Genomic DNA, 24,584 nt, shown 5'->3' on the forward strand with positions numbered 1-24,584 from the left:
CGTCGGCGGGGTCAGGCGGTGGTACGGCGGAGCTGGAAGGTGAGGCCGAGGTCGGGGTCCTGGTGGGAGGGGACGCCCTCGGCGGTGCCCTCGGTGACGGACAGGGCGAGGACCTCGTCGGCCACGGTGGCGCCCTGGGCGCGCAGGGCATCGGCCAGGCCGGCGTCGGCGGTGGACCACCACAGGTCGATCCGGTCGGTGATGGACAGGCCCGTGGACTTGCGGGCCTCCTGGACCAGCCGGATCACGTCGCGGATCAGGCCCGCCCGGCGCAGCTCGTCGGTGATGGCCAGGTCGAGGGCGACCGTCTCGCCGGTGCCGGTGTCCACGGCCCCGGTCTCCACCGCCCAGCCGGACTTCGGCTGCTCGGTGACGATCACGTCCTCGGCGGTCAGCTCGACCGTGCCCAGCTCGCCCGCCTCCAGCGAGACCGGCGACCCGCTCCGCAGGGCGCGGGCCAGCTCACCGGGGTCGGCGGCGGACACCGCGGCGGCCACCAGCTTCGTCTGCGACCCGAACCGCTTGCCCAGCGCCCGGAAGTTGGGCTTGACCGTGAAGGAGACCAGGTCGGCCGAGAAGCCCGACAGGTCCTCCAGGGCCTGGACGTTGAGCTCGTCGGCGATCAGCTCCCGCAGCTCGGCGGAGAGCCCGGCCCAGCCGGGGGCGCCGACCAGGGCGCGGCCGAGCGGCTGGCGGGTCTTGACCCCGCTGGAGGCGCGGGCCGAGCGGCCCAGCTCCACCAGGCGGCGCACCAGCGCCATCTGCTCCGACAGCGCCGGGTCCAGCAGGGCGGAGTTCACCTCCGGCCAGCCGGCCAGGTGGACCGAGACGGGGCTGTCGTCCCCGCGGAGCACGTCCCAGACGTAGTCGGTGATGAACGGCACCACCGGCGCCATCAGGCGGGTGACGGTCTCCAGGCACTCGTACAGGGTGGCGAAGGCCGAGACGTCGCCCGACCAGAACCGGCGGCGGGAGCGCCGCACGTACCAGTTGGACAGGTCGTCGAGGAACTCGGCCAGGCGCCGCCCCACCCGGGCGGTGTCGAACTCGTCCATCGAGGAGGTGACCTCGGCCACCGTCCGGTGCAGCTCGGCCAGCGCCCAGCGGTCGATCAGCGGGCGCTCGCCGTACGCCGGGGCCTGAGCGAGCACGGACGGGGCCCAGGACTCGGCGTTGGCGTACAGCGTGAAGAACGAGACGGTGTTCCAGTAGGTCAGCAGGACCTTGCGGACGATCTCCTCCAGGGCCGCGTGACCGACCCGGCGGGCCGCCCAGGGCGAGCCGGAGCAGGCCATGAACCAGCGCAGGGCGTCGGCGCCGTGCTGGTCCATCAGCGGGATCGGCTCCAGCACGTTGCCCAGGTGCTTGCTCATCTTGCGGCCGTCCTCGGCCAGGATCAGGCCCAGGCACAGCACGTTCTCGTAGGAGGAGCGGCCGAAGACCAGCGTGCCGACCGCCATGAGCGAGTAGAACCAGCCGCGGGTCTGGTCGGTGGCCTCGCAGATGAACTGCGCCGGGTAGGCCTTGTCCAGCATCTCGCCGTTCTGGTACGGCGCGCCCCACTGGGCGAAGGGCATCGAGCCCGAGTCGTACCAGGCGTCGATCACGTCGGGCACACGGCGCGCCTCGGCCCCGCAGGAGGGGCAGGGCAGCGCGACGTCGTCGACGTAGGGCCGGTGCGGGTCGAGCCCGGAGACGTCCTGGCCGGACAGCTCACTCAGCTCGGCCAGCGAGCCGACGCAGGTGACGTGCGACTCGTCGGCCGAGCAGACCCACAGCGGCAGCGGGGTGCCCCAGTAGCGGGAGCGCGACAGCGACCAGTCGACGTTGTTGCGCAGCCACTCGCCGAAGCGGCCCCACTTGATCGTCTCGGGGTACCAGCTGGTCTTCTCGTTCTCGGCGAGGAGCTGGTCCTTGATCGCGGTGGTGCGGATGTACCAGGCGGGCAGGGCGTAGTACAGCAGCGCGGTGTGGCAGCGCCAGCAGTGCGGGTAGCTGTGCTCGAAGTGGCTGCCCCGGTACAGCAGGCCGCGCTCGCGCAGGTCCGCGGTCAGGCCCTCGTCGGCGTCCTTGAAGAATTGCCCGCCGACCATCGGGACGCTCTCCAGGAAGCGGCCGTCGGGGCCGATCGGGTTGACCACCGGCAGGCCGTACCGCTTGCAGGTCGTCATGTCGTCGGCGCCGAAGGCGGGCGCCTGGTGGACCAGGCCGGTGCCGTCCTCGGTGGTGACGTAGTCGCCCAGCACCACGTAGTGCGCCCCGGGGATGTCGACCAGCTCGAACGGCCGGCGGTAGGCGGTGTGCTCCAGCTCGGCACCCTGGAAGGTGGCCAGCACCTCGGCGTCCTCGCCCAGCGCGGCGTGCAGCAGCGGCGCGGAGACGACCAGCACCTCGTCGGACCCGGCCGGGCGCGCCGCGACGTAGGTCACCTCGGGGTGCACGGCCACCGCCGTGTTGGACACCAGCGTCCAGGGCGTGGTGGTCCAGATCAGCAGGGAGGCGCCGAGCTCGGCCAGCGGGCCGGACAGCACGGGCATGCGGACGTAGACCGACGGGCTGGAGACGGTCTCGTAGCCGCCGGGCTGGCCCAGCTCGTGGTCGGACAGGCCGGTGCCGCAGCGCGGGCAGTACGGGGTGATCCGGAAGTCGCGGAACAGCAGGCCCTTGTCGAAGACGACCTTGAGCGACCACCAGACGGACTCGACGTAGGCCGGGTCCATCGTGCGGTAGGCCTGGGACAGGTCGATCCAGTAGCCCATCCGCTCGGTCATCTCTTCGAAGGCGTCCACGTGCCGCAGCACCGACTCGCGGCACCGGGCGTTGAACTCGGCGATGCCGTACGCCTCGATGTCCTTCTTGCCCGACAGGCCGAGCTCTTTCTCGATCCCGACCTCGACGGGCAGGCCGTGGCAGTCCCAGCCGGCCTTGCGGGGCACGCTGTAGCCCTGCATGGACTTGTAGCGCGGGAAGACGTCCTTGAAGACGCGGGCCTCGACGTGGTGGACGCCGGGCATGCCGTTGGCCGTGGGCGGGCCCTCGTAGAAGACCCAGGCGGGACCGTCGGCGTTCTGCTCCACCGAGCGCTCGAAGACCTTGGCGTCCCTCCAGCGGTCGAGCACCTCGTGCTCGAGCGCGGGCAGGTCGACCTGCGCGGGAAGGGGTCGGAAGTGGGCGGACATCGGTGACGGAACCTCCACGCTGGCACGGGCACTGGCGTGGAGGGACGAGACCTCGCGGCCCCGCGGTACCACCCTCCTTGACCTCCGTACGGCGGAGGCCCTCTTCCTTTTCGGTCGCTGCCGGGTCTACTGGGCCGTTGGATTCCGGTGGACTCCCGGCCGTTCTTCCGGCGGCTCAGGGGTGATCTTCTCTCCGGGCCTCGCCCCGGGCTCGCACCGTCCCCGGGTCGCTCCTGCGAGGGGGACCGGAGGTACTCGTCCCCATCGACGCCTTGCGAACTTAAACGATAACGCACACCCGGTGCCGGAGGCTTCCCGATATCCGGGCGCCGGATGGAATGAGATGAAAGAGGGGGGATGGTACGGGATTAGTAAACAGTCCGGTGTGGCGTTTGCCGTTTTGTTATGGACGACCTAAGCTGCCCGCACCGTTTACCGTCCGGGTAAGGGTCCGATCGAGTGAGGAGGCCGACATGGCCACGACCGTACGCGCAGATAAGAGCGCGGTAGTGCCGGCGCAGAACGGTCCCACCGTAATCTGGACCGCGGAGGAGCTGGCGGAGGTCCGTGAGCGGCTGTCCACGGAGATCGGGGATCTGACCGCCGAGATCGCCAGGGCGGAGTCAGAGATCGCCTCCAACGACGTCACCGACGGCGCCGGCGACGATCAGGCCGACGCCGGGGCCAGGACCTATCAACGCGAACGCGAGATCGCCCTTACTCTGAATGCGCGCGACTTGGTCGCGCAGAACGAGCGAGCGATCGCCCGGATCGACGCGGGGACCTACGGAGTGTGCGAATCGTGCCACCAGCCGATCGGCAAGGAGCGCCTGCAGGCGTTCCCGAGGGCGACGCTGTGCGTGGCCTGCAAGCAGCGGGAGGAGCGCCGCTGAGCGGTGGGACGGAGGGCGGGGAGGCCCCGGCCGCCCCGCTCCCGGCGCGGCGGATCGCCGTGCTGGCGACGATCGTCCCGATCGTCTACGTGCTCGACCTGGTCACGAAGACGATCGTGTTGCGGACGCTGGAGGACCGGGATCCACTGGTCCTCATCCCCGGCCTCCTCCAGTTCAGAGTGATCTTCAACTCCGGGGCCGCGTTCAGCATCGGCGCCGGGATGACGATCGTCTTCACGTTCGTGGCGACCGGGGTGGTCATCGCGATCCTGCGTACGGCGCGCAACCTGCGGAGCCTGCCGTGGGCGATCACGCTGGGCCTGCTGCTGGGCGGGGCGCTGGGCAACCTGACCGACCGCGTCTTCCGCTGGCCCTCGGGCTTCGGGCGGCCCTCGCCGTTCCAGGGGCACGTGGTCGACTTCATCGAGACCTTCCCCGGTCACTTCCCGGTCTGGAACGTCGCCGACGCCTCGATCGTCTGCGGAGGGATCCTCGCCGTCCTGCTGGCCTGGCGGGGCTACCAGATCGACGGAACGCACGACACCGGGCAGAAGGAGCAGAAGGAGCGCAAGAGCGATGGCTGAGCGACGGAGCCTTCCGGTTCCCAACGGGCTGGAGGGCGAGCGCCTCGACGCCGCGCTGTCGCGCCTGTTCGGGCTGTCCCGCACCCGCGCCGCCGAGCTGATCGCCTCCGGCGACGTGCTGGTGGACGGCTCGCCCGCCGCCAAGTCCGACCGGGTGCAGGGCGGCGAGTGGCTGGACGTCGTCCTGCCGCCCCCGCCCACCGCGCCCATGCCGGTGGCCGAGCCGATCCCCGGGATGACGATCGTCTACGAGGACGACGACATCGTGGTCGTCAACAAGCCCGTCGGCGTGGCCGCCCACCCCACCACCGGCTGGACCGGGCCCACCGTGATCGGCGGCCTGCTGGGAGCCGGGCACCGGGTGGCCACCAGCGGCGCCGCCGAGCGCCAGGGCATCGTGCACCGGCTGGACGCCAACACCACCGGCGCGATGGTGGTGGCCAAGAGCGAGCACGCCTACTCCCATCTGAAGCGGGCCTTCAAGGAGCGCACCGTGGACAAGCGCTACCACGCGCTGGTCCAGGGCCACCCCGACCCGCTGCGCGGCACCGTGGACGCGCCGATCGACCGCCACCCCTTCGGAGACGGCCGGTTCGCGGTCGTGGCCGGGGGCAAGCCGTCGATCACCCACTACGACACGATCGAGGCCTTCCGCTCGGCGTCGCTGCTGGACATCAAGCTGGAGACCGGCCGGACCCATCAGATCCGGGTCCACATGTCGGCGCTGCGCCACCCGTGCGTCGGTGACATGCTGTACGGCGCCGACCCGACGCTGGCCTCGCGCCTGGGGGTGACCCGCCAGTGGCTGCACGCCGTCTCGCTGGCCTTCGAGCACCCGTCCACGGGTGACCGGGTCTCTTTCACGACCGAGTACCCCGCCGACCTGGCGCACGCCCTGAAGGCCGTCAAAGGCGACTGAGGCGGCCTCCGCGCCCGCCGGGCGGGGTAATCTCCGGAGCCGGTGACCCCGGAGTGGATCACCCCTTGCCCTTGCCCTTGGTCAGGTTCTTGACCGCCTTGGCGGGCTTGGCCTTCTTGCCCTTGGAGGCGCCGGGGCTCAGGGCGTTCACTCCGCTGCCGGGACCGACCTGGCCGGGGGCGTCGTCGCCCGAACCGGGGTCGGACTCCTGCTCCGAGCCGCCGGAGTCGTCCTCCGGGGCGTCCGGGGAGCCGTCCGAGCCGCCGGAGCCGCCGGAGTCCTCCTCCGAGGGCTTCGGCTTCTTGGAGGGCTTGTTCGAGGGTTTGTCGGAAGGCTTGTCGGAGGGCTTCTCCGACGGCTTGCCGGTGGGGGCGTTCTCCCCGCGGTCGTCCCGGGTGGGAGGAGCGGAGGGACGGGTGTCGGCGGGCTCCGGATCGGTGCCGCCGGTCAGCTCCGTCGACTCGGGCTCGCTCGGCGCCTCGTCCTCGGTCGCGGGGACGCTGCTCACCGAGGTGGGCGGCTTGGCCGGATCGGTGCCGGAGGACTTCGAGGTGATCCACGCCATCCCGCCCGCGGTCAGGGCGACCGCCAGGGCGGCGGCCGTCGCGGCGGTCAGCATGGAGCGGCGGCGGGAGCCGGGACCGCCGGAGGCCGACCACGGGTCGAGGCCGGAGGCGGCCGCCAGGGGACCGGGGGCCGGAGTGCCGGGCGGCGTCCCCCCGTCGGCGAGGGCGGGTGCGGCGACCGCCGCGGCCGCGGCCTCGGGCGCCGGGTCCCGCGGCGGGACCGCCACCCCCGCGACGGCGGCGCGCGGGGCGGCCACGTCCACCGGCATGGTGGGCTCCGGGGCGGTCCCGGCCACGATCGCCGCCAGGTGCGTCTGCACCTCCTGCGCGGGCATCCGGCGTGCCGGATCCTTGTGCAGCAGCCCGTGGATCACCGGCCCCAGCGGCCCGGCCAGCCGCATCGGGCTCGGGGCCTCGTGCATGACCGCGGAGAGCGTGGCCAGCGGATGGGCGCGCTGGAAGGGGGAGTGCCCCTCGACCGCCATGTACAGCGTCACGCCGAGCGACCACAGGTCGGAGGCGAACTGCGCGGGCCCGCCCATCGCGCGCTCGGGCGCGATGAAGGCCGGGGTGCCGATGAGCGCGCCGGTCCTGGTCACCGAGGAGTCGCCCTCCAGCACCGCGATGCCGAAGTCGGTCAGCACCGCCCTGCCGTCGGTGGCCAGCAGCACGTTGTCCGGTTTGACGTCACGGTGCAGCACGCCCACGCGGTGCGCGGCGATCAGCGCCCCCAGGACTTCGAGCCCGATACGGGCCACCTGGACGGGCGGCAGCGGCCCGTCCTCCCTGATCACCGCGCCGAGCGTGCGGGAGTCCACGAGCTGCATGACGATCCACGGCCGCCCGCGCTCCTCGATCACGTCGTAGACCGTCGCCACGCCCGGGTGGCCGATCCGCCCGGCGGCGCGGGCCTCCCGGAGCGTGCGGACGGTGAAGACCTCGCGTTCTGGGCCGGTCAGGTCGGGAGAGGGGATGACCTCCTTGACCGCCACCTGGCGGCCCAGGACCTCGTCCTGCGCCCTCCAGACCGTGCCCATGCCCCCTTGGCCGATGTGCTCCAGCAGCCGGTACCGGTCACCGATGAGCTCCTGAGAATCGGACATGCGGATCCGGCTACCCCGGATCGTTCCGGGTAATCCGGACCTGTCACGCTATCTGCTCCGACTTCCCCTCCCGGGAGGTCGGTACCGGCACGTGAGCCGCCTCCTTTCCGGGGAGCGAGGGCTCCACCCGCAGCGGCCGGGCCGCCCAGGCCGGCAGCCACCAGTTCCAGCGGCCCATCATCGCGACCACCGCCGGGACGAGGACGCCGCGGATGAGGGTGGCGTCCAGCAGGATGCCCAGCGCCAGGCCGCTGGCGAACACCTTCACGTCCAGCTCGGGGGTCATGGCCAGCGCCGCGAAGGAGACGAACAGGATCAGCGCCGCCGAGGTGACCAGGCGCCCGGTACGGCCCACGCCCTCGACCACCGCATGGCGGGTGTCGCCCGACCTGTCGTACTCCTCGCGCATCCTGGCCAGGATGAACACCTCGTAGTCCATGCTGAGGCCGTACAGGAAGGCGAAGATCGTCAGGGGGACGAACTCGCCGATCGAGCCGGTCGGCTGGATGCCGAGCAGTTCCCGGGTGCCCCAGCCGTACTGCCACAGCAGCACCATGGCCCCCACCACCGCGCCCAGCGAGAGCAGGTTGAGGACGATCGCCTTGAGCGGCAGCAGCAGGGAACGGAAGGCCCGCGCCAGCATCACGAACGTGACCAGCGCGATCAGCGCGAGCATCCACGGCAGGGCTCCGTAGGCGTGCTCGCGGAAGTCCATGCTCTGCGCCGCGGCGCCGCCGACCCTGATCTCCGCACCGGCCGCCTGCCTGACCCGTGTGACGGTCTCCTGCCCGGTGTCGGTGCCGCTCTCCGCGACCGGCAGCACGGTGACGACCGCGGTGCCGCCGCGCCGCCAGGACGGATCGTCCGGCGCCAGTACGGCGGACACGCCCTCGAGTCCCTCGATCTTCGCGACGGCCCGCGCCGGGTCGCCGGTGACCAGCACGTCGAAGGGGGTGATGGAGCCGGCCGGGACGTCCGCCCGGCGCAGCGCGGCCAGACCCTCGTGCCCCGGGCCCGAGGCGCGCAGGTGGCCGCTCTCCGGCAGGCCCAGGTCGACTTCCAGAGCGACGGCGCTAAGCGCGACCAGCAGGCCGCCGGTCAGCAGCGCGGCCGGGCGGCGCAGCCGTACCACCCCGCGGGCCCACGACGACCAGGCGCGCCCGGCCCGGGCCTCCCGGTGGTACGGCGGGGCCGCCGCGGCGCCGCGCCCGCGCTCCAGACGCCGGCCGGTGAGGGCGAGCAGGACCGGCAGCACGGTCAGCGTGACGGCCACGCTCACCGCCGCGATGACCATCCCGGCCAGGCCGAGGCTGCGCAGGAACGGCACCGGCAGCACCACCATGGTCACCAGCCCGGTCGCGACCGCGGCCCCGCTGAACAGCACCGCGCGCCCGGCCCCCCGCATCGCCCGGTGCACGGCCTCCTCGCCGCGGTGCCCATTGGCCTGCTCCTCCCGCCACCGGGCCACCAGCAGCAGCGAGTAGTCGACCGCGATGCCCAGGCCCAGCAGCGGCATGGTGGTCAGCGCCACGTCGTGCACTGTCGTCACCAGCGTCAGCAGCAGGATCACGATGAACGACACGAAGGTCGCCAGGACGGAGACGAGGATCGGCACGAACGCCAGGGCCGAGCGGAAGACCACCAGCAGCACGGCCACCGCGGCGGCCACGCCGATGCCGATCTTGGCGGGGACGTCCACGCCGCCGGCGTCCACGCTCGGCGCCAGGGCGTCCAGACCGGTGACGTGGACGACGCTGCCCGGCGGCAGGACCGGGGTCATCGCGGCCTCGATCACCGGGCTCTCGTCGGGGACCTCGCCCAGGCCGCCGCCCGGCGGGCTGCCGTCGGAGTAGGTGCCGGGGAAGACCAGGCCGAAGGTGGTGCGGCCGTCGGCACCGACGAGCCGCGGGTCACCGGTGCCGGCGTAGGAGACCACCCGGGCCCCGGGCAGTCTCTCGGCGACGGCCGCGAACGCCTGCCCGATCACCTCCCGGTGCTCCTGCGCCCGCATGCCGCCTGGCAGGACCACGACCGGGACGAACGGCCGCTGGTGACCGCCGTTGCCGTAGATCCTGACGATCTCCCGGTTGGCGTCGAAGGCGGGCATCCCGGGGTGGGCGTACTCCTCGGAGAGCCGCTGGACGGCGAGCGGCGTCGCGGCCAGGCCCGCCAGGAAGGCGAGTACGGCCAGCACCATGACCGTCCGCCCGCGCCGCAGTACGAAGAACGAGAGTCTCTGCATGCCGCCAGTGCAGCAAGGTGATCTTCAACGGCCGTGTGACCGCTCTCAGAGATCTGTGGGAACCGCGTTCCGGTCGGTGGGAACCGCGCTTCACAGAGTTCTCTAAGACCTTTTCAAGATCGGACGGGGGAGACTGGTGGGGTGAGCCGCATACTGGTCGTGGACGACGAGCCCTACCTCGCCGATCTCGTCGCCACCGCGCTGCGATACGAGGGCTTCGAGACGGCGACCGCGGGTACGGGCGCCGCGGCGGTGGCGCAGGCCGGCGCGTTCCGCCCCGACCTGATCGTCCTGGACGTGATGCTGCCCGACGTGTCCGGCACGGAGGTGTGCCGCCGGATCCGCACGGAGGGCTCCGAGGTGCCGGTGGTCTTCCTCACCGCGCGCGACGCGACCGAGGACAAGATCGGGGGCCTGGCGGCGGGCGGGGACGACTACGTCACCAAGCCCTTCAGCCTGGAGGAGCTGATCGCCAGGATCCGGGCGGTGCTGCGGCGGACCAACCCCCCGCGGACCGGCCGGCTGACCTTCGCCGACCTCGTCGTCGACGAGCAGGCCTACGAGGTGTGGCGGGGCGGGCGGCGCATCGAGCTGACCCCCACCGAGTTCAAGCTCCTGCGCTTCCTGGCCGCCAACGCCGGCCGGCTGGTCTCCAAGCGGCAGATCCTCGACCACGTCTGGGAGTACGACTTCGGCGGCAACGACGGCGTGGTGCAGACCTACATCAGCTACCTGCGCCGCAAGGTCGACTCCTGCGGCCCGCCGCTGATCCACACCGTGCCCCGCGTGGGCTACGTCCTGCGCCTGCCGCGGGAGGACGACTGATGCCCTCCCGCACCCGCCCGGCGGCGGAGCGCTCCCGTTCCGCCGCCGCGGACCGCGCCCGCCGCCTTCCCGGCCTCCGCCGGCCGCTCTCCCTGCGCGGCCGGCTGGTCGTGACGGTCGCCGGCCTCGTCGCCCTGGCCCTCGGCACGGTCGCCGGGGCCACCTTCGGCGCGCTGCAGGACTGGCGCGGGCACGAGGGCGCCCGGCTGCTGGCCATGGACACGCCGCAGGCCCTGCTCGCGGCCTCCGACGAGCTGACCGGGCGCGTCGCCAACGTCATGATCATCTCATCGGTGACGGCCCTGGCCGGGCTGACCCTGCTCGCCGCGCACCTGGTCCGCCGGGGCCTGCGGCCACTGGACCGGATCGTGGAGGCCGCGGCGGACATCGGCGCGGGCGACCTCGACCGCCGGATCGAGACGGCCCCGGACGGGAGCGAGGTGGGCCGCCTCGGCCACGCGCTCAACGCGATGCTCGGCCAGATCGAGAAGGCGTTCCGGCAGCGGGAGGAGTCCCAGGACCGGCTGCGCCGCTTCGTCGCCGACGCCTCCCACGAGTTGCGCACGCCCATCGCCACCATCCGGGGCTACGCCGAACTGTTCCGCCGCGGCGCGGCGGGGCGCCCGCAGGACCTGGCCACGGCCATGCGCAGGATCGAGGCGGAGGCGGCCCGTATGGGGGCGCTGGTGGACGAGATGCTGCTGCTGGCCCGCCTGGACCAGGGACGCCCCCTGGAACGCGCCCCGGTCGAGCTGACCGGGATCGCGGCCGACGCGGTGGCCGACGCCCTGGCCGTCGATCCGGACCGGCCGCTGTCGGTCGAGCACGACGGGCCGGTCGAGGTGCGGGGCGACGCGGCCAGGCTCCGCCAGGTGGTCGGCAACCTGCTGGCCAACGTGCTCGCGCACACCCCGCCGGGCACCCCGGCCGTGGTGCGGGTGAGCATGACAGCCGGGACCGGTCCCGCGGACGCCGCCGGCTCCGCGGGCCCGGCCCGGCGGGCGGGGGAGGCGCCGGTCGAGGCGGGGGAGGCGGTGATCGAGGTCGCCGACGAGGGGTCCGGCCTCACCCCGGAGCAGTGCGCGCTCGTCTTCGAGCGCTTCTACCGCGCCGACCGCACGCGCGAGGGGCCCGGGGACCGGGGCGGGGCCGGTCTCGGGCTGTCCATCGTGGCCGCGGTCGCCGCCGCCCACGGCGGCCGCGCCGAGGCGGTCGCGCGGCCCGGCGGGGGAGCGGTCTTCCGGGTACGGCTGCCCGCCGGGGACGCGGATCCGGCGCCGCCCGGCATGGCCTCGTGATCGGCCGGGCGCCGCCCGGCTCGGTCCCGCGACGGTCGCGGCGCCGCCCGGCATGGCCCCCCGTGACCGGCCGCGGCGCCGTGCGCTCACCCGGTCCGTGGGATCACAGGCCCGCCACCGGTCACCGGGTCCGTGGGATCACAGGCCCGCCACCGGTCACCGGGTCCGCGGGGTCACAGGCCCGCCATGCGCAGCAGCGCAGTGACGACGGCCGCCGCGGCGAGTACCACCAGGAACGGCGCGCGCAGCAGCAGGGCCACCACCGCAGCCCCGAGCCCGGCGGTGCGCGGCCAGTCCAGCACCAGGGACTGCCCGTGCGTGAAGGTCTGCACCGCGATCAGCGCGGCCAGCAGCGCCACCGGGACCAGCGCGGCGAAGCGCTGCACGCCCGGGTGGTCGAGGATCCTGCGCGGCGCCGACAGCCCGGCCAGCTTCAGCGCGTAGCAGCCCGCGCAGACGGCGACGATCGCCCACCACGTGGCGCTCACTTCGGCCTCCTGAGGATCACGGCGAGTACGACCACGGAGGCCAGCAGCACGGGCACCCCGGCGGGGGTGAAGGGGGTGGCGGCCAGCGCGACCGCCGCGCCGCCGATCGCGATCGGCCGCAGGGTCCGGGCCTCGGGGTCGTCGCCGGTCAGCCGGGGCCACAGGATCGCCAGGAAGGTGGCCGGGCCGACGGCGTCCAGGCCGAACACCGCCGGGTCGGCCACGCTGGAGGTGCCGAGCGCGCCGAGCAGGGTGGTGGCGTTCCAGGTGAGATAGAGAGTGACGAAGGTGACGAAGAACCCGGTCCTGGCCGACTCCTCCTCCGGCTGGGCCATCGCCACCGCGGTCGTCTCGTCGATCACCCCCTGGGCCACGGGAAGGCGGCGCCAGCCCCTGACCCCGAGCAGACCGGCCAGGCGCAGGCCGTACAGGCTGTTGCGGACACCGAGCAGCAGCGCGCCCGCGGCGCCCGCGACGAGGTTGCCGCCGCCCGCCACGACTCCGGCCAGCGCGAACTGGGAGGCGCCGGTGAAGGCGAACAGGCTCAGCACGCACGCCTGGGCCACGCTCAGCCCGGCGGTGACCGCGGCGGCGCCGAAGGCCACTCCGGAGAGCCCGACGGCGATGCCCACCCCCAGCCCGTCCCTGGTCGCTGAGGAACGAGTGGTTGTTTCCATGCAAGTGAGGTTATGTCCGGTTCGAGGGTGGGGTCTTGTACGTTCCTGCGCGCTGGTAGGCGGCCGGGGGCACGCCCACGATCCGCTTGAAATGCCTGTTCAGGTGGGCCTGGTCGGTGAATCCGACCTCGGCGGCGACCTGCGCGGCGGGCGTTCCGGAGTCGAGCAGGGAACGGGCCCGCCGTACCCGCAGCGTGTTCAGGTAGGTGTGCGGGGGCAGGCCGGTGGCGGCCTTGAAGGCGCGGATCAGTGTGAAGGGCCGGACCTCCACCGCCCGCGCCAGGTCCTCCAGCGTCGGCGGGTCGAGGAGGCTCTCGTGCAGGATCTCCCTGGCCCGCCGTACCGCCTCGTCCCCCGCGGACCGCTGCGGCCGGGGCGGGCGGTAGGCGGCGTGGTGGCGCACCAGCGCGCCGAACGCCGTGCGGGCCAGGCTGGAGGAGGCCAGGTCGTCGCCGCGCTCGGCGGCCAGATGGGCGGCGCGCAGCAGGGAGGCCGCCTGCGAGCCGGGCACGACGGTCTGCGGGAAGTACGGCGTGCCCCGGCCGGCGAGCAGCTCGTCGGCGATGTCGGCGATCACCTGGACGGACGGGTAGAGCATCCGGTAGGACCAGCCGTCCGGCACGCCAGCGTGACCGGTGTGCACCTGCTCGGGGTCGACCAGGACCACGGACCCGGCGCCGGCGCGGTGCCGGGCTCCCCGGTAGTCGAACTCCTCGACCCCGGACAGGATCACCCCGATCGCGTACTCCTCGTGCACGTGCCGGGTGAACCGGTGGGTGACGTAGCGGGCCTTGAGCAGGTCCACCCCCGGCAGCGCCGGGTTGCGCCAGAACCGCGCCGCCTCCGCCTCCTCTTTCCCCGCCCTGGGAGTAGTGGCCCTGGGAGTCGTGGACGTCATGGCCGGAACGTCCTGGTGAACCTGTCGAAGAACGCCCGGTTCCAGGTGGCGTCGGCGCTCTCCCAGTAGATCGCGTACGGCTTGCCCGAGGCGGTGCGGAACCCGCGGTCCAGCACGTGCCTGCGCTCGCCGGCCTTGTCGTAGGTGAACTCCCAGTCGGCGGCGGGCCGGCCCAGGTAGGTCAGCGCGGTGATGCGGATACGCCGGTAGCCGGGCCAGATCTTGGCCTCGTTGCCGCCCCGCTCCACCGTCCCCCAGTGCTTGACCGGGTCCCTCTCGGGGTCCTCCGTCGACTCGATCCACAGGAAACGATCCGTGTCCGGATCGCGGAACTCCACCCGGTCGCGATCGGTGAACCGCTTGACGCTCCAGGTCCGCGGCACCGCGACGCTGAAGCCCAGCGGGTCCTCGTGCAGCCGCCAGCCCCGCGGGACCACCCGGCCGTCCGAGGCGGTGGCCTCGGGGGTCGGCTCGGGGGTCGGCTCCGGAGTGCTGTGCGGGGTCCGCTCGGGCCCGGTCGTGCTCGACAGGGACGCGGAGACCGTGGGCGGGTTCTCCCCGCCCTCCGTGCCGCGGTTCTGGAGCACGAGCCAGCCGCCCGCGCCGAGCGCGATCACGAGCACCGGGACCCCGGCCGCCAGCGCCAGGCGCCTTCCCCGGCGGGAGCCCGGCGGCGGGCCGCCGGGGTGGGTGTCCTCCGGCCGGGCCCGGCGCCCCTGGTAGGGGGCCTCGCCGGGCCGCGCCGTCCGCACCGGGTACGGCTCGTGGCCGGGGAGCGCGGGGTCGCCGGGGTACGGCTGCTGCCCGAAGACCGGTTCCGAGGGCAGGGGCTCCTGCTCGGGACGGGTGGGATGCGCCTGCCGGGGCGCCTGGCCGTACGGGACGGGAGGGGCGGGGTAGACGGGCGGATCGCCGTACCGGGCCTCCTGCGCCGGCGGGGCGGGATAGGCGGACGGATCGCCGTACAGGGTCTCCTGCGCCGGCGGCGGGGGAGGAGTGGGATGGAACTGCGGGGGCGGTGGCGCGGAGGCGGGCTTGACGGGCGGCGGCAGGTCGTCGGGGAGCGCCGGCCCGGCGGCGCGGACGAACAGGGCCTCGGCCTCGCCGGCGCCCATGCGGGCCGACGGGTCGGTGGCCATCAGGCCGAGGACGGCCGCGGCGAGCGGGCCGGTGTGGGTCATCGGGCTGGGCTCGCCCCGCAGAACGGCCATCATGGTCGCCGCGGGCGTCGCGCGCTCGAAGGGCGGACGGCCCTCCAGCGCCGCGTACAGCGTCGCGCCCAGCGACCACAGGTCCGACTCCGGCGTGGCGGGCAGCCCGTGCAGGCGCTCCGGCGGCAGGAACGCCGGGGTGCCGACCATCCCGCCGGTGCGGGTGATCCGGGGCTCCTGCGTCATCGAGGCGATGCCGAAGTCGGTCAGCACCACCCGGCCGTCATCGGCCAGCAGCACGTTCTCCGGCTTGACGTCGCGGTGCAGGACCCCGGCGGCGTGCGCGGCGCGCAGCGCCCCCAGCAGGCGCAGCCCGACGGCCGCCACCCGCTCGGGGGGAAGCGGCCCCCGCCGCCGGACGATCTCGCCCAGCGAGCGCGAGCGCACCAGCTGCATGACGATCCAGGGCCGGCCGTCCTCCTCGACCACGTCGTGCACGATGATCACAGAAGGGTGGTCGAGCCGCCCGGCGGTCCTGGCCTCCCGGATGGTCCGCCGGTTCAGATCGGCCCGCGAGGCCTCGTCGACCCCCCGGTAGCGGACCTCCTTGACCGCCACGGTGCGGTCGAGAAGCTCGTCGTGGGCGCGCCAGACGACGCCCATCCCGCCCTCGCCGATGGGTTCCAGCAGGTGATACCTGCCCGCGACCCTCCGTTCGGTCACCGTTCTCCACCCCCTCCCCGGCCCAGAATCGTAGCCCTTCGGGTGGGATTTCACTTTTTCGAGGAAAACGTCTCCGTGAATCCCTCGAACAGTTTCAGATTCTGCTCCCACTTGGACGCGTAGGTGTGCCAGTAGATGGCGTAACCCCGGCCCTTGCCGGTGAGGAACCCCCGGTTGACCACGCGGGCCTTGCCCGACCTCGCCTGCCAGGTGAACTCCCAGTCGGCCGCGTCCGCCATGTAGTCCACCCTCTTGATCCCGATCAGCTTGTAGCCGGGGAAGTTGGCGCGGGCCTGGGGTTCGTACTCGTCCCAGTCCTTCTTGGCGTCGGAGCCGGGGGTGTCGGTGTACTCGATCATGAGGTAGCTGAAGGAGTCGTCCGGCCCGCGGAAGCGGACCTGGGTGCCCTGGCGCCTCTCGACCGTCCAGCCCTTGGGCAGGCCGACCGAGAAGCCGTTGGGGTCCTTGTGCGTCTTCCAGCCGCTGGGCAGGGCGCCCTTGTCCCCGTCCTCCTTCTTCTTCTTCTCTTTCTCCTTGCCCTTGTCCTCGGCGGTCTCCGACGGATCGGCGGAGGGGGAGTCGTCCTCCGAGGGCGTGGCGGACTGCGGGGACTCGGATCCCCCGCCGGACGAGGAGCCGTCGCCGGTCCCGTCCTCGGTGGCCGCCGGGCTCGGGTCCCGCCCGCTCGCGCCGGTCTCACCGCTGTTCATGCCGATCCAGACGCCCAGTGCGCCCACCAGGAGCAGCGCCCCGATGATGACCGGCAGGGCGCGCCGCATGCCGGAGGGCGACACCAGCGCCGACAGCCGGGTCTGCTCGGCGGGGGTCGCGTCCTCGTACGGGACCGCCGGCAGCGGCTCGGGCTCCGGTACGGGAACCGGGACCGGCTCCGGCGCGGACGGGCGCGCTGAGGGGGCGGGCGTGGAGGGCGCGGGCGGGCGTACGGGGGCCGCGGGCGGGGGCGTGGAGGACGCCGACGGGCGCGCGGAGGGCATCGGCGGCGTCGGGTCGGCGGCCTCGGCGGCCAGGCCCTTGACGTACTGCCTGGTGGAGGAGGCGGGGGCGGCCTCGCCGGAGGCCTCCTCCGCGGAGGCGGGCGCCTCCTCCGGCGCAGCCTTCCCGGACGGGGTCTTCCCGGCCGGGGCCTTCTCCGCGGGCGCCTCGGCGGACGGCGGCCGCTCGGCGGGGGACTCCATGGCCCGGGACTCCATGGCCCGGGACTCCATGGCCGGGGACTCCGCGGCGGAGGCCTCGGGCGGGGCGGGCGGCCTGGCGACGTGCCCGGTCTGCGGGATCGCGGCGGCGGCGCCCGCGGCCTTGGCGGCGTCCTTCGGCTGGGACGCCGGCTCGGCGGGGGCGGACCTGTCACCCGCGGGGGCGGCCGGCGTCTGCTTGCCCGCCGGGCTCTCCTTGCCCGCGGGCGCCTTCCCGCCGGGCGCGGCGCCGTACGGCTTGCGCCGCTCGGGCCCGCCCTCAGACGGGGTGGAGGAGGGCCGCTCAGCGGGAGGGGAGGGCAGCTTGCGGGTGGTCGCGATGGGAGGCACCGCCCACGGCTGGGTGGAGGAGTGCCCCTCGACCACCCGGCGCAGCATCGCCGAGGCCTCGGAGTAGGTGAGCCGCTGGATGGGCTCCTTGCGCAGCAGCCCCTCCAGCACCGGCAGCAGCGGCCCCGCGTTGTGCGCGGGGTCCGGCGGGTCGGTCATGACCGAGTGCATGGTGGGCAGCGGCAGCTTGCGGTCGTGCGGGGAACGCCCCTCCACCGCCGCGTACAGCGTCGCGCCCAGCGACCACAGGTCCGACTCCCGGCGGGCGGGCAGGCCGCGCAGCCGTTCCGGCGCGATGAAGGCGGGGGTGCCCGCCACGCCGGTCATGGTCAGCGTGCTCTCCGAGTCCAGGGTGGCGATGCCGAAGTCGGTGAGCACCACCCTGCCGTTGTGGGCGAGCAGGACGTTCTCCGGCTTGACGTCGCGGTGCAGCACGCCGGCGTCGTGCGCGTTGCGCAGCGCCTCCAGCAGGGCCAGCCCGATCTCGGCCACCCGCCGGGGCGGCAGCGGCCCGTCCTCGCGCAGCACCTGTCCCAGCGAGCGGGACGGCACCAGCTGCATGACGATCCAGGGCTGCTCGTTCTCCTCGATCACGTCGTAGACGATCACGACGTTCGGGTGGGTGAGCCGTGCCGCGGCGCGGGCCTCGCGCATCATGCGCCGGTTGAGGGTCTGGATGTCCTCACCCAGGGCGGCGGAGTAGCGGACCTCCTTGATGGCGACCGTACGGTCGAGAAGCTCGTCGTGAGCCTTCCAAACCGTGCCCATCCCACCCCGCCCGATGGGTTCCAGGAGGTGGTAGCGGCCTGCGACACGTCGCCCCTCCTGGGGTCCGTCAGACTGCATCACCAGCTTCAAACCTCCCTCACAGTGAAGGAGATCCTCCCATAAACATGGATCCGCCCGGACCCGTCACGCGGTTACGGTGCCGTGCCCGGAGGGAAAGACCGGCTTGCGTGACCAGCGTCCGATATTTGAGACGGATGTCCGCCAGATGGCGCCCGCGGAGGTGATGGCCTATGGTGGACCGCATGGATCGTTATTTCGCGTTTACCGAGCCGGCTCCGGAGGGCCGGTCGTGACGACGTGACCTAGCGACCATCCGGAGCCGGCTGAGGCAGAGACACCCCGTCTCTGCCTTTTTGTTTCTTACGATTTCGCCGGTTCGCGGGACACGCGCCGGCTGATTATGGGGAGCCGAGATGTCGTTGACCGCACGCGCCGAGCGCGGAGCCGTACAGCTGGGGACGCTGGAGGTGGGCGGCGGCGCGGCCGTGGTGATCGGCGGTGCGGGCGCCGACGCCCGCTGGACCAGCCTGCGCGGGCGCCGGGTGCGTGCGGCCGAGGCCGTGGCCGCGATCCGGGCGGAGTGGGCCGGGCCGGTCCTGGTGGAGCCGTCCTCCGCGGGAGACCTGCCGCGGATCGCCGCCGGGGCCGACGGCGTGGTGGTCGGGGAGACCTGGACGCGTGACCCCCGGCTGGTCGGGGAGGTCGCCCGGCTGGGCCTCCCGGTGATCGTCCGGCGCGGCCCGGCCGCGACCCTGCAGGAGTGGCTCGCCGTCGCCGATCTCTGCTCCGCCGAGGGCAACGACCGGGTGGTGCTCTGCGAGGGCGCGCAGGGTTCGCCAGAGAGGCCCGTGGTCCTCGACCTGCCCCTGCTGCGCGCGGCCCGGGAGAGGTCCGGGCGCCCGGTCCTGGCCTGGCCGGGCGGCGACCCCGCGCTGGCCGCGGCCGCGGTCGCCGCCGGGGCCGACGGGCTGCTCCTGGCCCCGGACTCCACGCCGGAGACCGTCGCCGCGGCCCGGGACGCGGTGACGATCGTGGGCGCGGTCACCCGCAGGGAGGACCCCGGCACCGTGCTCGCCGCGCGCGCCGCCATCGACCGCGTGGACGCCGCCCTGGCCGTCCTGCTGGAGCGCCGCGCCGAGCTGGCCGGGACCATCCAGCGCCTCAAGCCCGTGGGCGGGTTCGCCGGCCGGGACATGGACCGCGAGCGCCGCCTGGTCGCGGAGATGGCCCGCCGCGCCCCGGCGCTGGGCGAGGAGCGGCTGGCGCCCATCATGAACGCCGTCATCGAGGCGGGGCTGCGGCTGGCCGAGGAACGCCGGGCGACGCGCCGGGACTGACGCCCCGCGGACGCCGGGCGACGCGCCGGAGCGGACGTCTCGGAAACGCCCGGACCGGCCGCGACGGGACCATCCGGAGAATGCGCGGCGGCACCAGCCCCGGAGTCCGGCAAACGCGCGTAAGCTTCCCTCGCCGACGCGTGACAAGGGGGAGGACGAGGCCGGATGTCAGACTCGTTTGTGCATCTTCACGTTCACACGGAGTACTCCATGCTCGATGGAGCCGCCCGTTTGAAGCAGATGTTCAAGCAGGTCGGAGACCTGGGCATGCCCGCCATCGCGATCACCGACCACGGCAACATGCACGGTGCCTACGACTTCTACAAGCAGGCCACCGGCGCCGGCATCAAGCCGATCATCGGCATCGAGGCCTACGTCGCGCCCGCCTCCCGCCACCAGAAGAAGCCGGTGCTGTGGGGTGAGCCGCACCAGAAGAAGGACGACGTTTCGGCGGGTGGCTACTACACCCACATGACGATCTGGGCGCGCAACGAGCGCGGGCTGAAGAACCTGATGAAGCTCAGCTCCCGCGCCTACACCGAGGGCTTCGTGCGCAAGTGGGCCCGGATGGACGCCGAGATCCTCGCCGAGCACTCCGAGGGCCTGATGGCCACCACCGGCTGCCCCTCGGGCGAGGTGCAGACCCGCCTGCGCCTGGGGCAGTACGACGAGGCCCTGGCCGCCGCGGCGAAGTTCCAGGAGATCTTCGGCAAGGACAACTACTACCTGGAGATCATGGACCACGGCCTCGACATCGAGCGCCGGGTCCGCGACGGGCTGACCAGGATCTCCAAGGACCTGGGCATCCCCCCGCTGGTCACCAACGACTCCCACTACACCTACGAGTCGGACGCCACCTCCCACGACGCGTTGCTGTGCATCCAGACCGGCAAGCAGCTGTCCGACCCCGACCGCTTCCGCTTCGACGGCTCCGGCTACTACATCAAGACCGCCGACGAGATGCGCGCGATCGACTCCTCGGACCTGTGGGCCGAGGGCTGCCGCAACACCCTCCTGGTCGCCGAGAAGGTCGAGCCGGAGGGCATGTTCAAGTTCAAGAACCTGATGCCGACCTTCCCGATCCCCGAGGGGATGACCGAGGAAGAATACTTCCGCCAGCAGGTCTGGGAGGGCATGGCGCGCCGCTTCCCCGGCGGCGTCGACGAGGAGCACCGGGCCTGGGCCGAGAAGGAGCTCGGCGTCATCATCCAGATGGGCTTCCCGTCCTACTTCCTCGTGGTCGCCGACTTCATCATGTGGGCCAAGCGCAACGGCATCCGGGTGGGCCCGGGCCGAGGCTCGGCGGCCGGCTCGCTGGTGGCCTACGCGCTGGGCATCACCGACCTCGACCCGATCCCGCACGGCCTGATCTTCGAGCGGTTCCTCAACCCCGAGCGCGTCTCCATGCCCGACGTCGACATCGACTTCGACGAGCGCCGGCGCGGTGACGTGATCCGCTACGTGACCGAGAAGTGGGGCGCCGACAAGGTCGCCATGATCGCCACCTTCGGCACCATCAAGGCGAAGGCTGCCATCAAGGACGCCGGTCGCGTCCTCGGTCACCCCTACGCCCTGGGCGACAAGGTCTCCAAGGCGTTCCCGCCCGCGGTGATGGGCAAGGACATCCCGCTGGCGGGCATCTTCGACAAGGAGCACCCGCGCTACAACGAGGCGGGCGAGCTGCGCCGGCTGTACGAGGAGGACGTCGACGTCAAGGCGACGATCGACCTCGGCAGGGGCCTGGAGGGCCTGATCCGGCAGACCGGCGTGCACGCCGCCGGCGTCATCATGTCGTCGGAGGTGCTGACCGACTACATCCCGATCATGCGCCGCGACTCCGACGGCGCGATCATCACGCAGTTCGACTATCCGACCTGCGAGACGCTCGGCCTGCTGAAGATGGACTTCCTGGGCCTGCGCAACCTCACCATCATCGACGACTGCCTCAAGGCCATCGAGGCCAACACCGGCAACAAGATCGAACTGCTCGACCTGCCGCTGGACGACGTCAAGACGTACGAGCTGCTGGCCCGCGGCGACACGCTCGGCATCTTCCAGCTGGACGGCGGCGGCATGCGCTCGCTGCTGCGCCTGATGCGCCCCGACAACTTCGAGGACATCTCCGCGGCGCTCGCGCTCTACCGCCCCGGTCCGATGGGAGCCAACTCCCACACCAACTACGCGATGCGCAAGAACGGCCAGCAGGAGATCACCCCGATCCATCCCGAGCTGGAGGAGCCGCTCAAGGAGATCCTCGACACGACCTACGGCCTGATCGTCTATCAGGAGCAGGTCATGGCCATCGCGCAGAAGGTCGCCAACTACTCCCTGGGCGGCGCCGACCTGCTGCGCCGCGCGATGGGCAAGAAGAAGAAGGCCGAGCTCGACAAGCAGTTCGAGACCTTCGAGCAGGGCATGAAGGACAACGGCTTCTCCGCCGCCGCCATCAAGGCCCTGTGGGACATCCTGCTGCCCTTCTCCGACTACGCCTTCAACAAGGCCCACACCGCCGGATACGGCCTGGTCTCCTACTGGACCGCCTACCTCAAGGCCAACTACCCGGCCGAGTACATGGCGGGGCTGCTCACCTCGGTCAAGGACGACAAGGACAAGTCGGCGCTCTACCTCAACGAGTGCCGCCGCATGGGCATCAAGGTCCTCCCGCCGGACGTCAACGACTCCGACTTCGACTTCACCCCGCGCGGCAGCGACGTGCGATTCGGCCTGTCGGCCATCCGCAACGTCGGCGGCAACGTCGTCGACGGGATCATCTCCGCGCGCAAGGAGAAGGGGCGCTTCACCGACTTCAAGGACTTCCTGCGCAAGGTCCCCGCGGTCGTCTGCAACAAGCGCGTCATCGAGTCGCTGATCAAGGCCGGCGCCTTCGACTCCTTCGGCCACGTCCGCAAGGGCTTGGTGCTGATCCATGAGCAGGCCGTCGACGCGATCATCGACATCAAGAAGAACGAGGCGATCGGGCAGGACTCCCTGTTCGGCGCCGTCGACGGCGCCGAGGACCAGACCTTCGACGTGCAGATCCCGCCGGGGGAGTGGGACAAGACCACCCTGCTGGCGTTCGAGCGGGAGATGCTCGGCCTGTACGTCTCCGACCACCCGCTCTTCGGCGTCGAGCACATCCTCGCCGCGGGCGCCGACTGCTCGGTGGCCGCCCTGCAGGACGAGAGCCGTCCCGACGGCCAGATCGTCACCGTCGGCGGCATCCTGAGCGGCGTCCAGCGCAAGGTCACCAAGAAGGGTGACACGTGGGTCCTCACCCAGCTGGAGGACCTGGAGGGCGCCATCGAGGTGATGGTCTTCCCCTCGGCCTACCAGCTGTGCTCGACGATCCTGGCCGAGGACGCGATCGTCTTCGTCAAGGGCCGCCTGGACAAGCGCGAGGACGTCGGAAAGATCATCGCCATGGAGGTGACGGCCCCCGATCTGACCACCGAGGCGGGCGGCCCCCTCCTGGTCAGCGTCCCGCTGGCCCGGTGCACCCCTCCGGTGGTCGGCCGCCTCAAGGAGGTCCTGACCACCCACCCGGGCACCACCGAGGTCCACCTCCAGGTCCACAACGGCCCGAAGACCACGGTCATGCGCCTCGACGACCGCCTCCGGGTCTCCCCGTCCCCGGCCCTGATGGGCGACCTCAAACAACTCCTCGGCCCCGCCTGCCTGGGCGCCTGAGGCCGGCGCCGGCGCCGGTACGGCGAGAGGCCGGCGCAGGTTCGCGCTGAGAGCCGGCGCCGGTGCGGTGAGACGCTGGACGGCGGTGTTCGGCGCCGTTCTGTACGGCGCGCAGGCGGGGGTGGGCAGTGCCCCGCGGAGTGGTTGGGGGTGATCTCCGATGTCCGCGCGCCGCTGCCGATCACGGCGGAGATCCGGCGCTCGTTGACGGGAACCGCCAAGCGTGGAGCTCACTCGAACGCGGGCTCATGCCCCACTGACGATCACCATTTCGTTGCCTTCGGGGTCGGCGACCCGCCAGCGATCCTCCGACTCCTCAAGGAGCCGGCCACCGGCTGCGAGGGTCGTGGCGAGGCGCGTCCGCGCGAGGTCCGAGGGCACCGCGAGCTCGAAGTGGATGCGGTTTCGCTGCCGGCGCCGCTCCGTCTCCGAAGCGTCGAGCTCCTGGAACACCAGCACCGGGTTCAGCCGCCGCGGATCGTGGATGTCGCCGACCCCGGCTCGCCGGTCGCGGGTGTATCCGAGTGCGGCGAGCCAGAACGCGCGGACCGCGGCGACGTCGGCGGCGTCGAGGAAGAGCTGAGCGAAGCGCGGCAGCCCCGGATCCGCGGTGGCCCCGAGTTCGCGCGCAGCGGTCTGGAGGTTTCCGGCGAGGTCGGTGAAGTCGAGCTTGAGGCCGTGGGCGTCGTCCTCCCACCGGTCCTTGCCGCTGTCGACGATCACGAGCCCGGGGCGCAGGTCGACCAGCAGCGGGAAGCCCGTGTCGTCGGCCAGCGCCGCCGCTGCGGCGGCCAGGTCACGCTGCTGCGCCGGCGAGGTGACGCGGTAGCACGCCATCGCACTGAACACCGTCTGCCAGTCGGCTGTCTCGATCCTGTCGCCGAGCGCCGAGCCCGGCACCAGGTCGACCTCGTTGCCGTCGGGGTCGGTGTGACAGACCCCGAACGGTCCGGACGGCTCACCGGGACTCGCCTGCTCGACCGCCGCGGCCGGCCGCACCACGTCGAGGTGGACGCGGTTCCGCAACGGCCGTGGCTCGGTCGACCGCCGGATCCGTATCGCGGGGTCGCGCCGTAGCGGATCCGCCAAACCGCCGTCCTCCGCAGGCGCGTAGTCGAGCACGCGCTGCCAGAACCGCCTCACCGCAGGCGGGTTCGCGGATTCGAACACGACGCTCAGGTGCTGCAGCACGGCGGGGTTCGCGGCCAGCCCGAGATCCCGCGCGGCCGCCGACACCGCCTCGGCATGCTCGTCCGAGTCGAGGCGCACCCGCATGCCTGTCGCGCGCAGATCGACCACGATCTCAGCCGGCAGCTCCAGGACGCGCCCGGCCAGCGCAGCCCCCTCGATCAGCGAGGGCGCGTCGAACCATGCCGTCGCAACGCCGTCGACCACCCGCCAATCCGTTCCGATCTCCGTCATGCCCGACACTGTAGAGTCCGGATCTCCATCCGAATAGTGATCATGTCCCCGGCCGGTGCATCGATGGACGCCGTTGACGGTGCCCCGCGGAGTGGTGGGGTTCGAGGGTTGATCTCCGATGTCTACGCGCCGCTGTCGATCGCGGCGGTGGTGTCAGGATCGCCGGTCGGGGCGGATCTCAATCCCCACCGCTCGGCGGGACGCTCACTGCCGGCGGGAAAGAGCCCAGGTCGGGTCGCCGTAAGCGGCCCCGTAATTC

General features: G+C 72.5%; 16 protein-coding genes. 7 read left to right on the forward strand and 9 right to left on the reverse strand.

What is annotated here, in order from left to right:
* Positions 1–11 precede the first annotated feature (11 nt).
* Positions 12–3,179: an isoleucine--tRNA ligase gene (gene ileS / locus Psi01_RS36780; protein WP_204068778.1), complete on the reverse strand. Its 3,168-nt coding sequence runs from the start codon at positions 3,177–3,179 to the stop codon at positions 12–14.
* A 473-nt stretch (positions 3,180–3,652) separates the two neighbouring features.
* Here ileS and Psi01_RS36785 point away from each other — a divergent pair, with 473 nt between their 5' ends.
* Genes Psi01_RS36785 through Psi01_RS36795 form a run of 3 tightly spaced genes read left to right on the forward strand, consistent with a single transcriptional unit; the run spans position 3,653 to position 5,575 of the window.
* Positions 3,653–4,072: a TraR/DksA family transcriptional regulator gene (locus Psi01_RS36785; protein ID WP_204068779.1), complete on the forward strand. Its 420-nt coding sequence runs from the start codon at positions 3,653–3,655 to the stop codon at positions 4,070–4,072.
* Positions 4,036–4,656 carry a signal peptidase II gene (locus tag Psi01_RS36790; protein ID WP_307819297.1) on the forward strand — a complete coding sequence of 207 codons (621 nt, stop codon included), beginning with the start codon at positions 4,036–4,038 and terminating at the stop codon, positions 4,654–4,656. The genes Psi01_RS36785 and Psi01_RS36790 overlap by 37 nt, the downstream gene beginning before the upstream one ends.
* Entirely contained in the window at positions 4,649–5,575 is a 927-nt protein-coding gene (locus Psi01_RS36795) for an RluA family pseudouridine synthase (RefSeq protein ID WP_204068780.1), read from the forward strand. Before Psi01_RS36790 ends, Psi01_RS36795 begins: the two co-directional genes overlap by 8 nt.
* A gap of 58 nt (positions 5,576–5,633) precedes the next feature.
* On the opposite strand, the gene Psi01_RS36800 is transcribed toward Psi01_RS36795, so the two are convergent.
* Complete coding sequence (locus tag Psi01_RS36800; protein ID WP_204068781.1) at positions 5,634–7,244, reverse strand: serine/threonine-protein kinase; 1,611 nt, start codon at positions 7,242–7,244, stop codon at positions 5,634–5,636.
* A gap of 43 nt (positions 7,245–7,287) precedes the next feature.
* Positions 7,288–9,486, reverse strand: coding sequence for an MMPL family transporter (locus tag Psi01_RS36805; RefSeq protein WP_204068782.1), 2,199 nt, complete (start codon positions 9,484–9,486; stop codon positions 7,288–7,290).
* Between the two features lie 141 nt (positions 9,487–9,627).
* Between Psi01_RS36805 and Psi01_RS36810 the strand changes: the two genes are divergently transcribed.
* Positions 9,628–10,311 (forward strand): response regulator transcription factor, encoded by a 684-nt coding sequence (locus Psi01_RS36810; RefSeq protein WP_204068783.1) that lies wholly within the window; start codon positions 9,628–9,630, stop codon positions 10,309–10,311.
* Positions 10,311–11,609: a sensor histidine kinase gene (locus tag Psi01_RS36815; RefSeq protein ID WP_204068784.1), complete on the forward strand. Its 1,299-nt coding sequence runs from the start codon at positions 10,311–10,313 to the stop codon at positions 11,607–11,609. The genes Psi01_RS36810 and Psi01_RS36815 overlap by 1 nt, the downstream gene beginning before the upstream one ends.
* Before the next feature lie 173 nt (positions 11,610–11,782).
* Here Psi01_RS36815 and Psi01_RS36820 read toward each other — a convergent pair whose 3' ends face one another.
* The 5 genes from Psi01_RS36820 to Psi01_RS36840 are packed head-to-tail and all read right to left on the reverse strand — an operon-like array spanning position 11,783 to position 17,936.
* Positions 11,783–12,097 (reverse strand): AzlD domain-containing protein, encoded by a 315-nt coding sequence (locus Psi01_RS36820; RefSeq protein ID WP_204068785.1) that lies wholly within the window; start codon positions 12,095–12,097, stop codon positions 11,783–11,785.
* Positions 12,094–12,774, reverse strand: a complete 681-nt coding sequence (locus Psi01_RS36825) for an AzlC family ABC transporter permease (protein ID WP_204068786.1) — start codon at positions 12,772–12,774, stop codon at positions 12,094–12,096. The genes Psi01_RS36820 and Psi01_RS36825 overlap by 4 nt, the downstream gene beginning before the upstream one ends.
* Positions 12,775–12,784: 10 nt before the next feature.
* Positions 12,785–13,672 carry an AraC family transcriptional regulator gene (locus tag Psi01_RS36830; RefSeq protein WP_204068787.1) on the reverse strand — a complete coding sequence of 296 codons (888 nt, stop codon included), beginning with the start codon at positions 13,670–13,672 and terminating at the stop codon, positions 12,785–12,787.
* Positions 13,669–15,546 (reverse strand): serine/threonine-protein kinase, encoded by a 1,878-nt coding sequence (locus Psi01_RS36835; protein ID WP_204068788.1) that lies wholly within the window; start codon positions 15,544–15,546, stop codon positions 13,669–13,671. The genes Psi01_RS36830 and Psi01_RS36835 overlap by 4 nt, the downstream gene beginning before the upstream one ends.
* Positions 15,547–15,596: 50 nt before the next feature.
* Positions 15,597–17,936, reverse strand: coding sequence for a serine/threonine-protein kinase (locus Psi01_RS36840; RefSeq protein ID WP_275424643.1), 2,340 nt, complete (start codon positions 17,934–17,936; stop codon positions 15,597–15,599).
* A gap of 356 nt (positions 17,937–18,292) precedes the next feature.
* Here Psi01_RS36840 and Psi01_RS44650 point away from each other — a divergent pair, with 356 nt between their 5' ends.
* Both Psi01_RS44650 and dnaE read left to right on the forward strand, forming a co-directional pair.
* Entirely contained in the window at positions 18,293–19,216 is a 924-nt protein-coding gene (locus tag Psi01_RS44650) for a chorismate mutase (RefSeq protein ID WP_204068790.1), read from the forward strand.
* Between the two features lie 165 nt (positions 19,217–19,381).
* Positions 19,382–22,903, forward strand: coding sequence for a DNA polymerase III subunit alpha (dnaE, locus tag Psi01_RS36850; RefSeq protein WP_204068791.1), 3,522 nt, complete (start codon positions 19,382–19,384; stop codon positions 22,901–22,903).
* 246 nt (positions 22,904–23,149) lie between these two features.
* On the opposite strand, the gene Psi01_RS36855 is transcribed toward dnaE, so the two are convergent.
* Entirely contained in the window at positions 23,150–24,325 is a 1,176-nt protein-coding gene (locus Psi01_RS36855) for a VOC family protein (RefSeq protein ID WP_204068792.1), read from the reverse strand.
* Positions 24,326–24,584 lie beyond the last annotated feature (259 nt).

The organism is Paraplanobispora siamensis (assembly GCF_016863175.1).
Lineage (GTDB): Bacteria > Actinomycetota > Actinomycetes > Streptosporangiales > Streptosporangiaceae > Planobispora > Planobispora siamensis.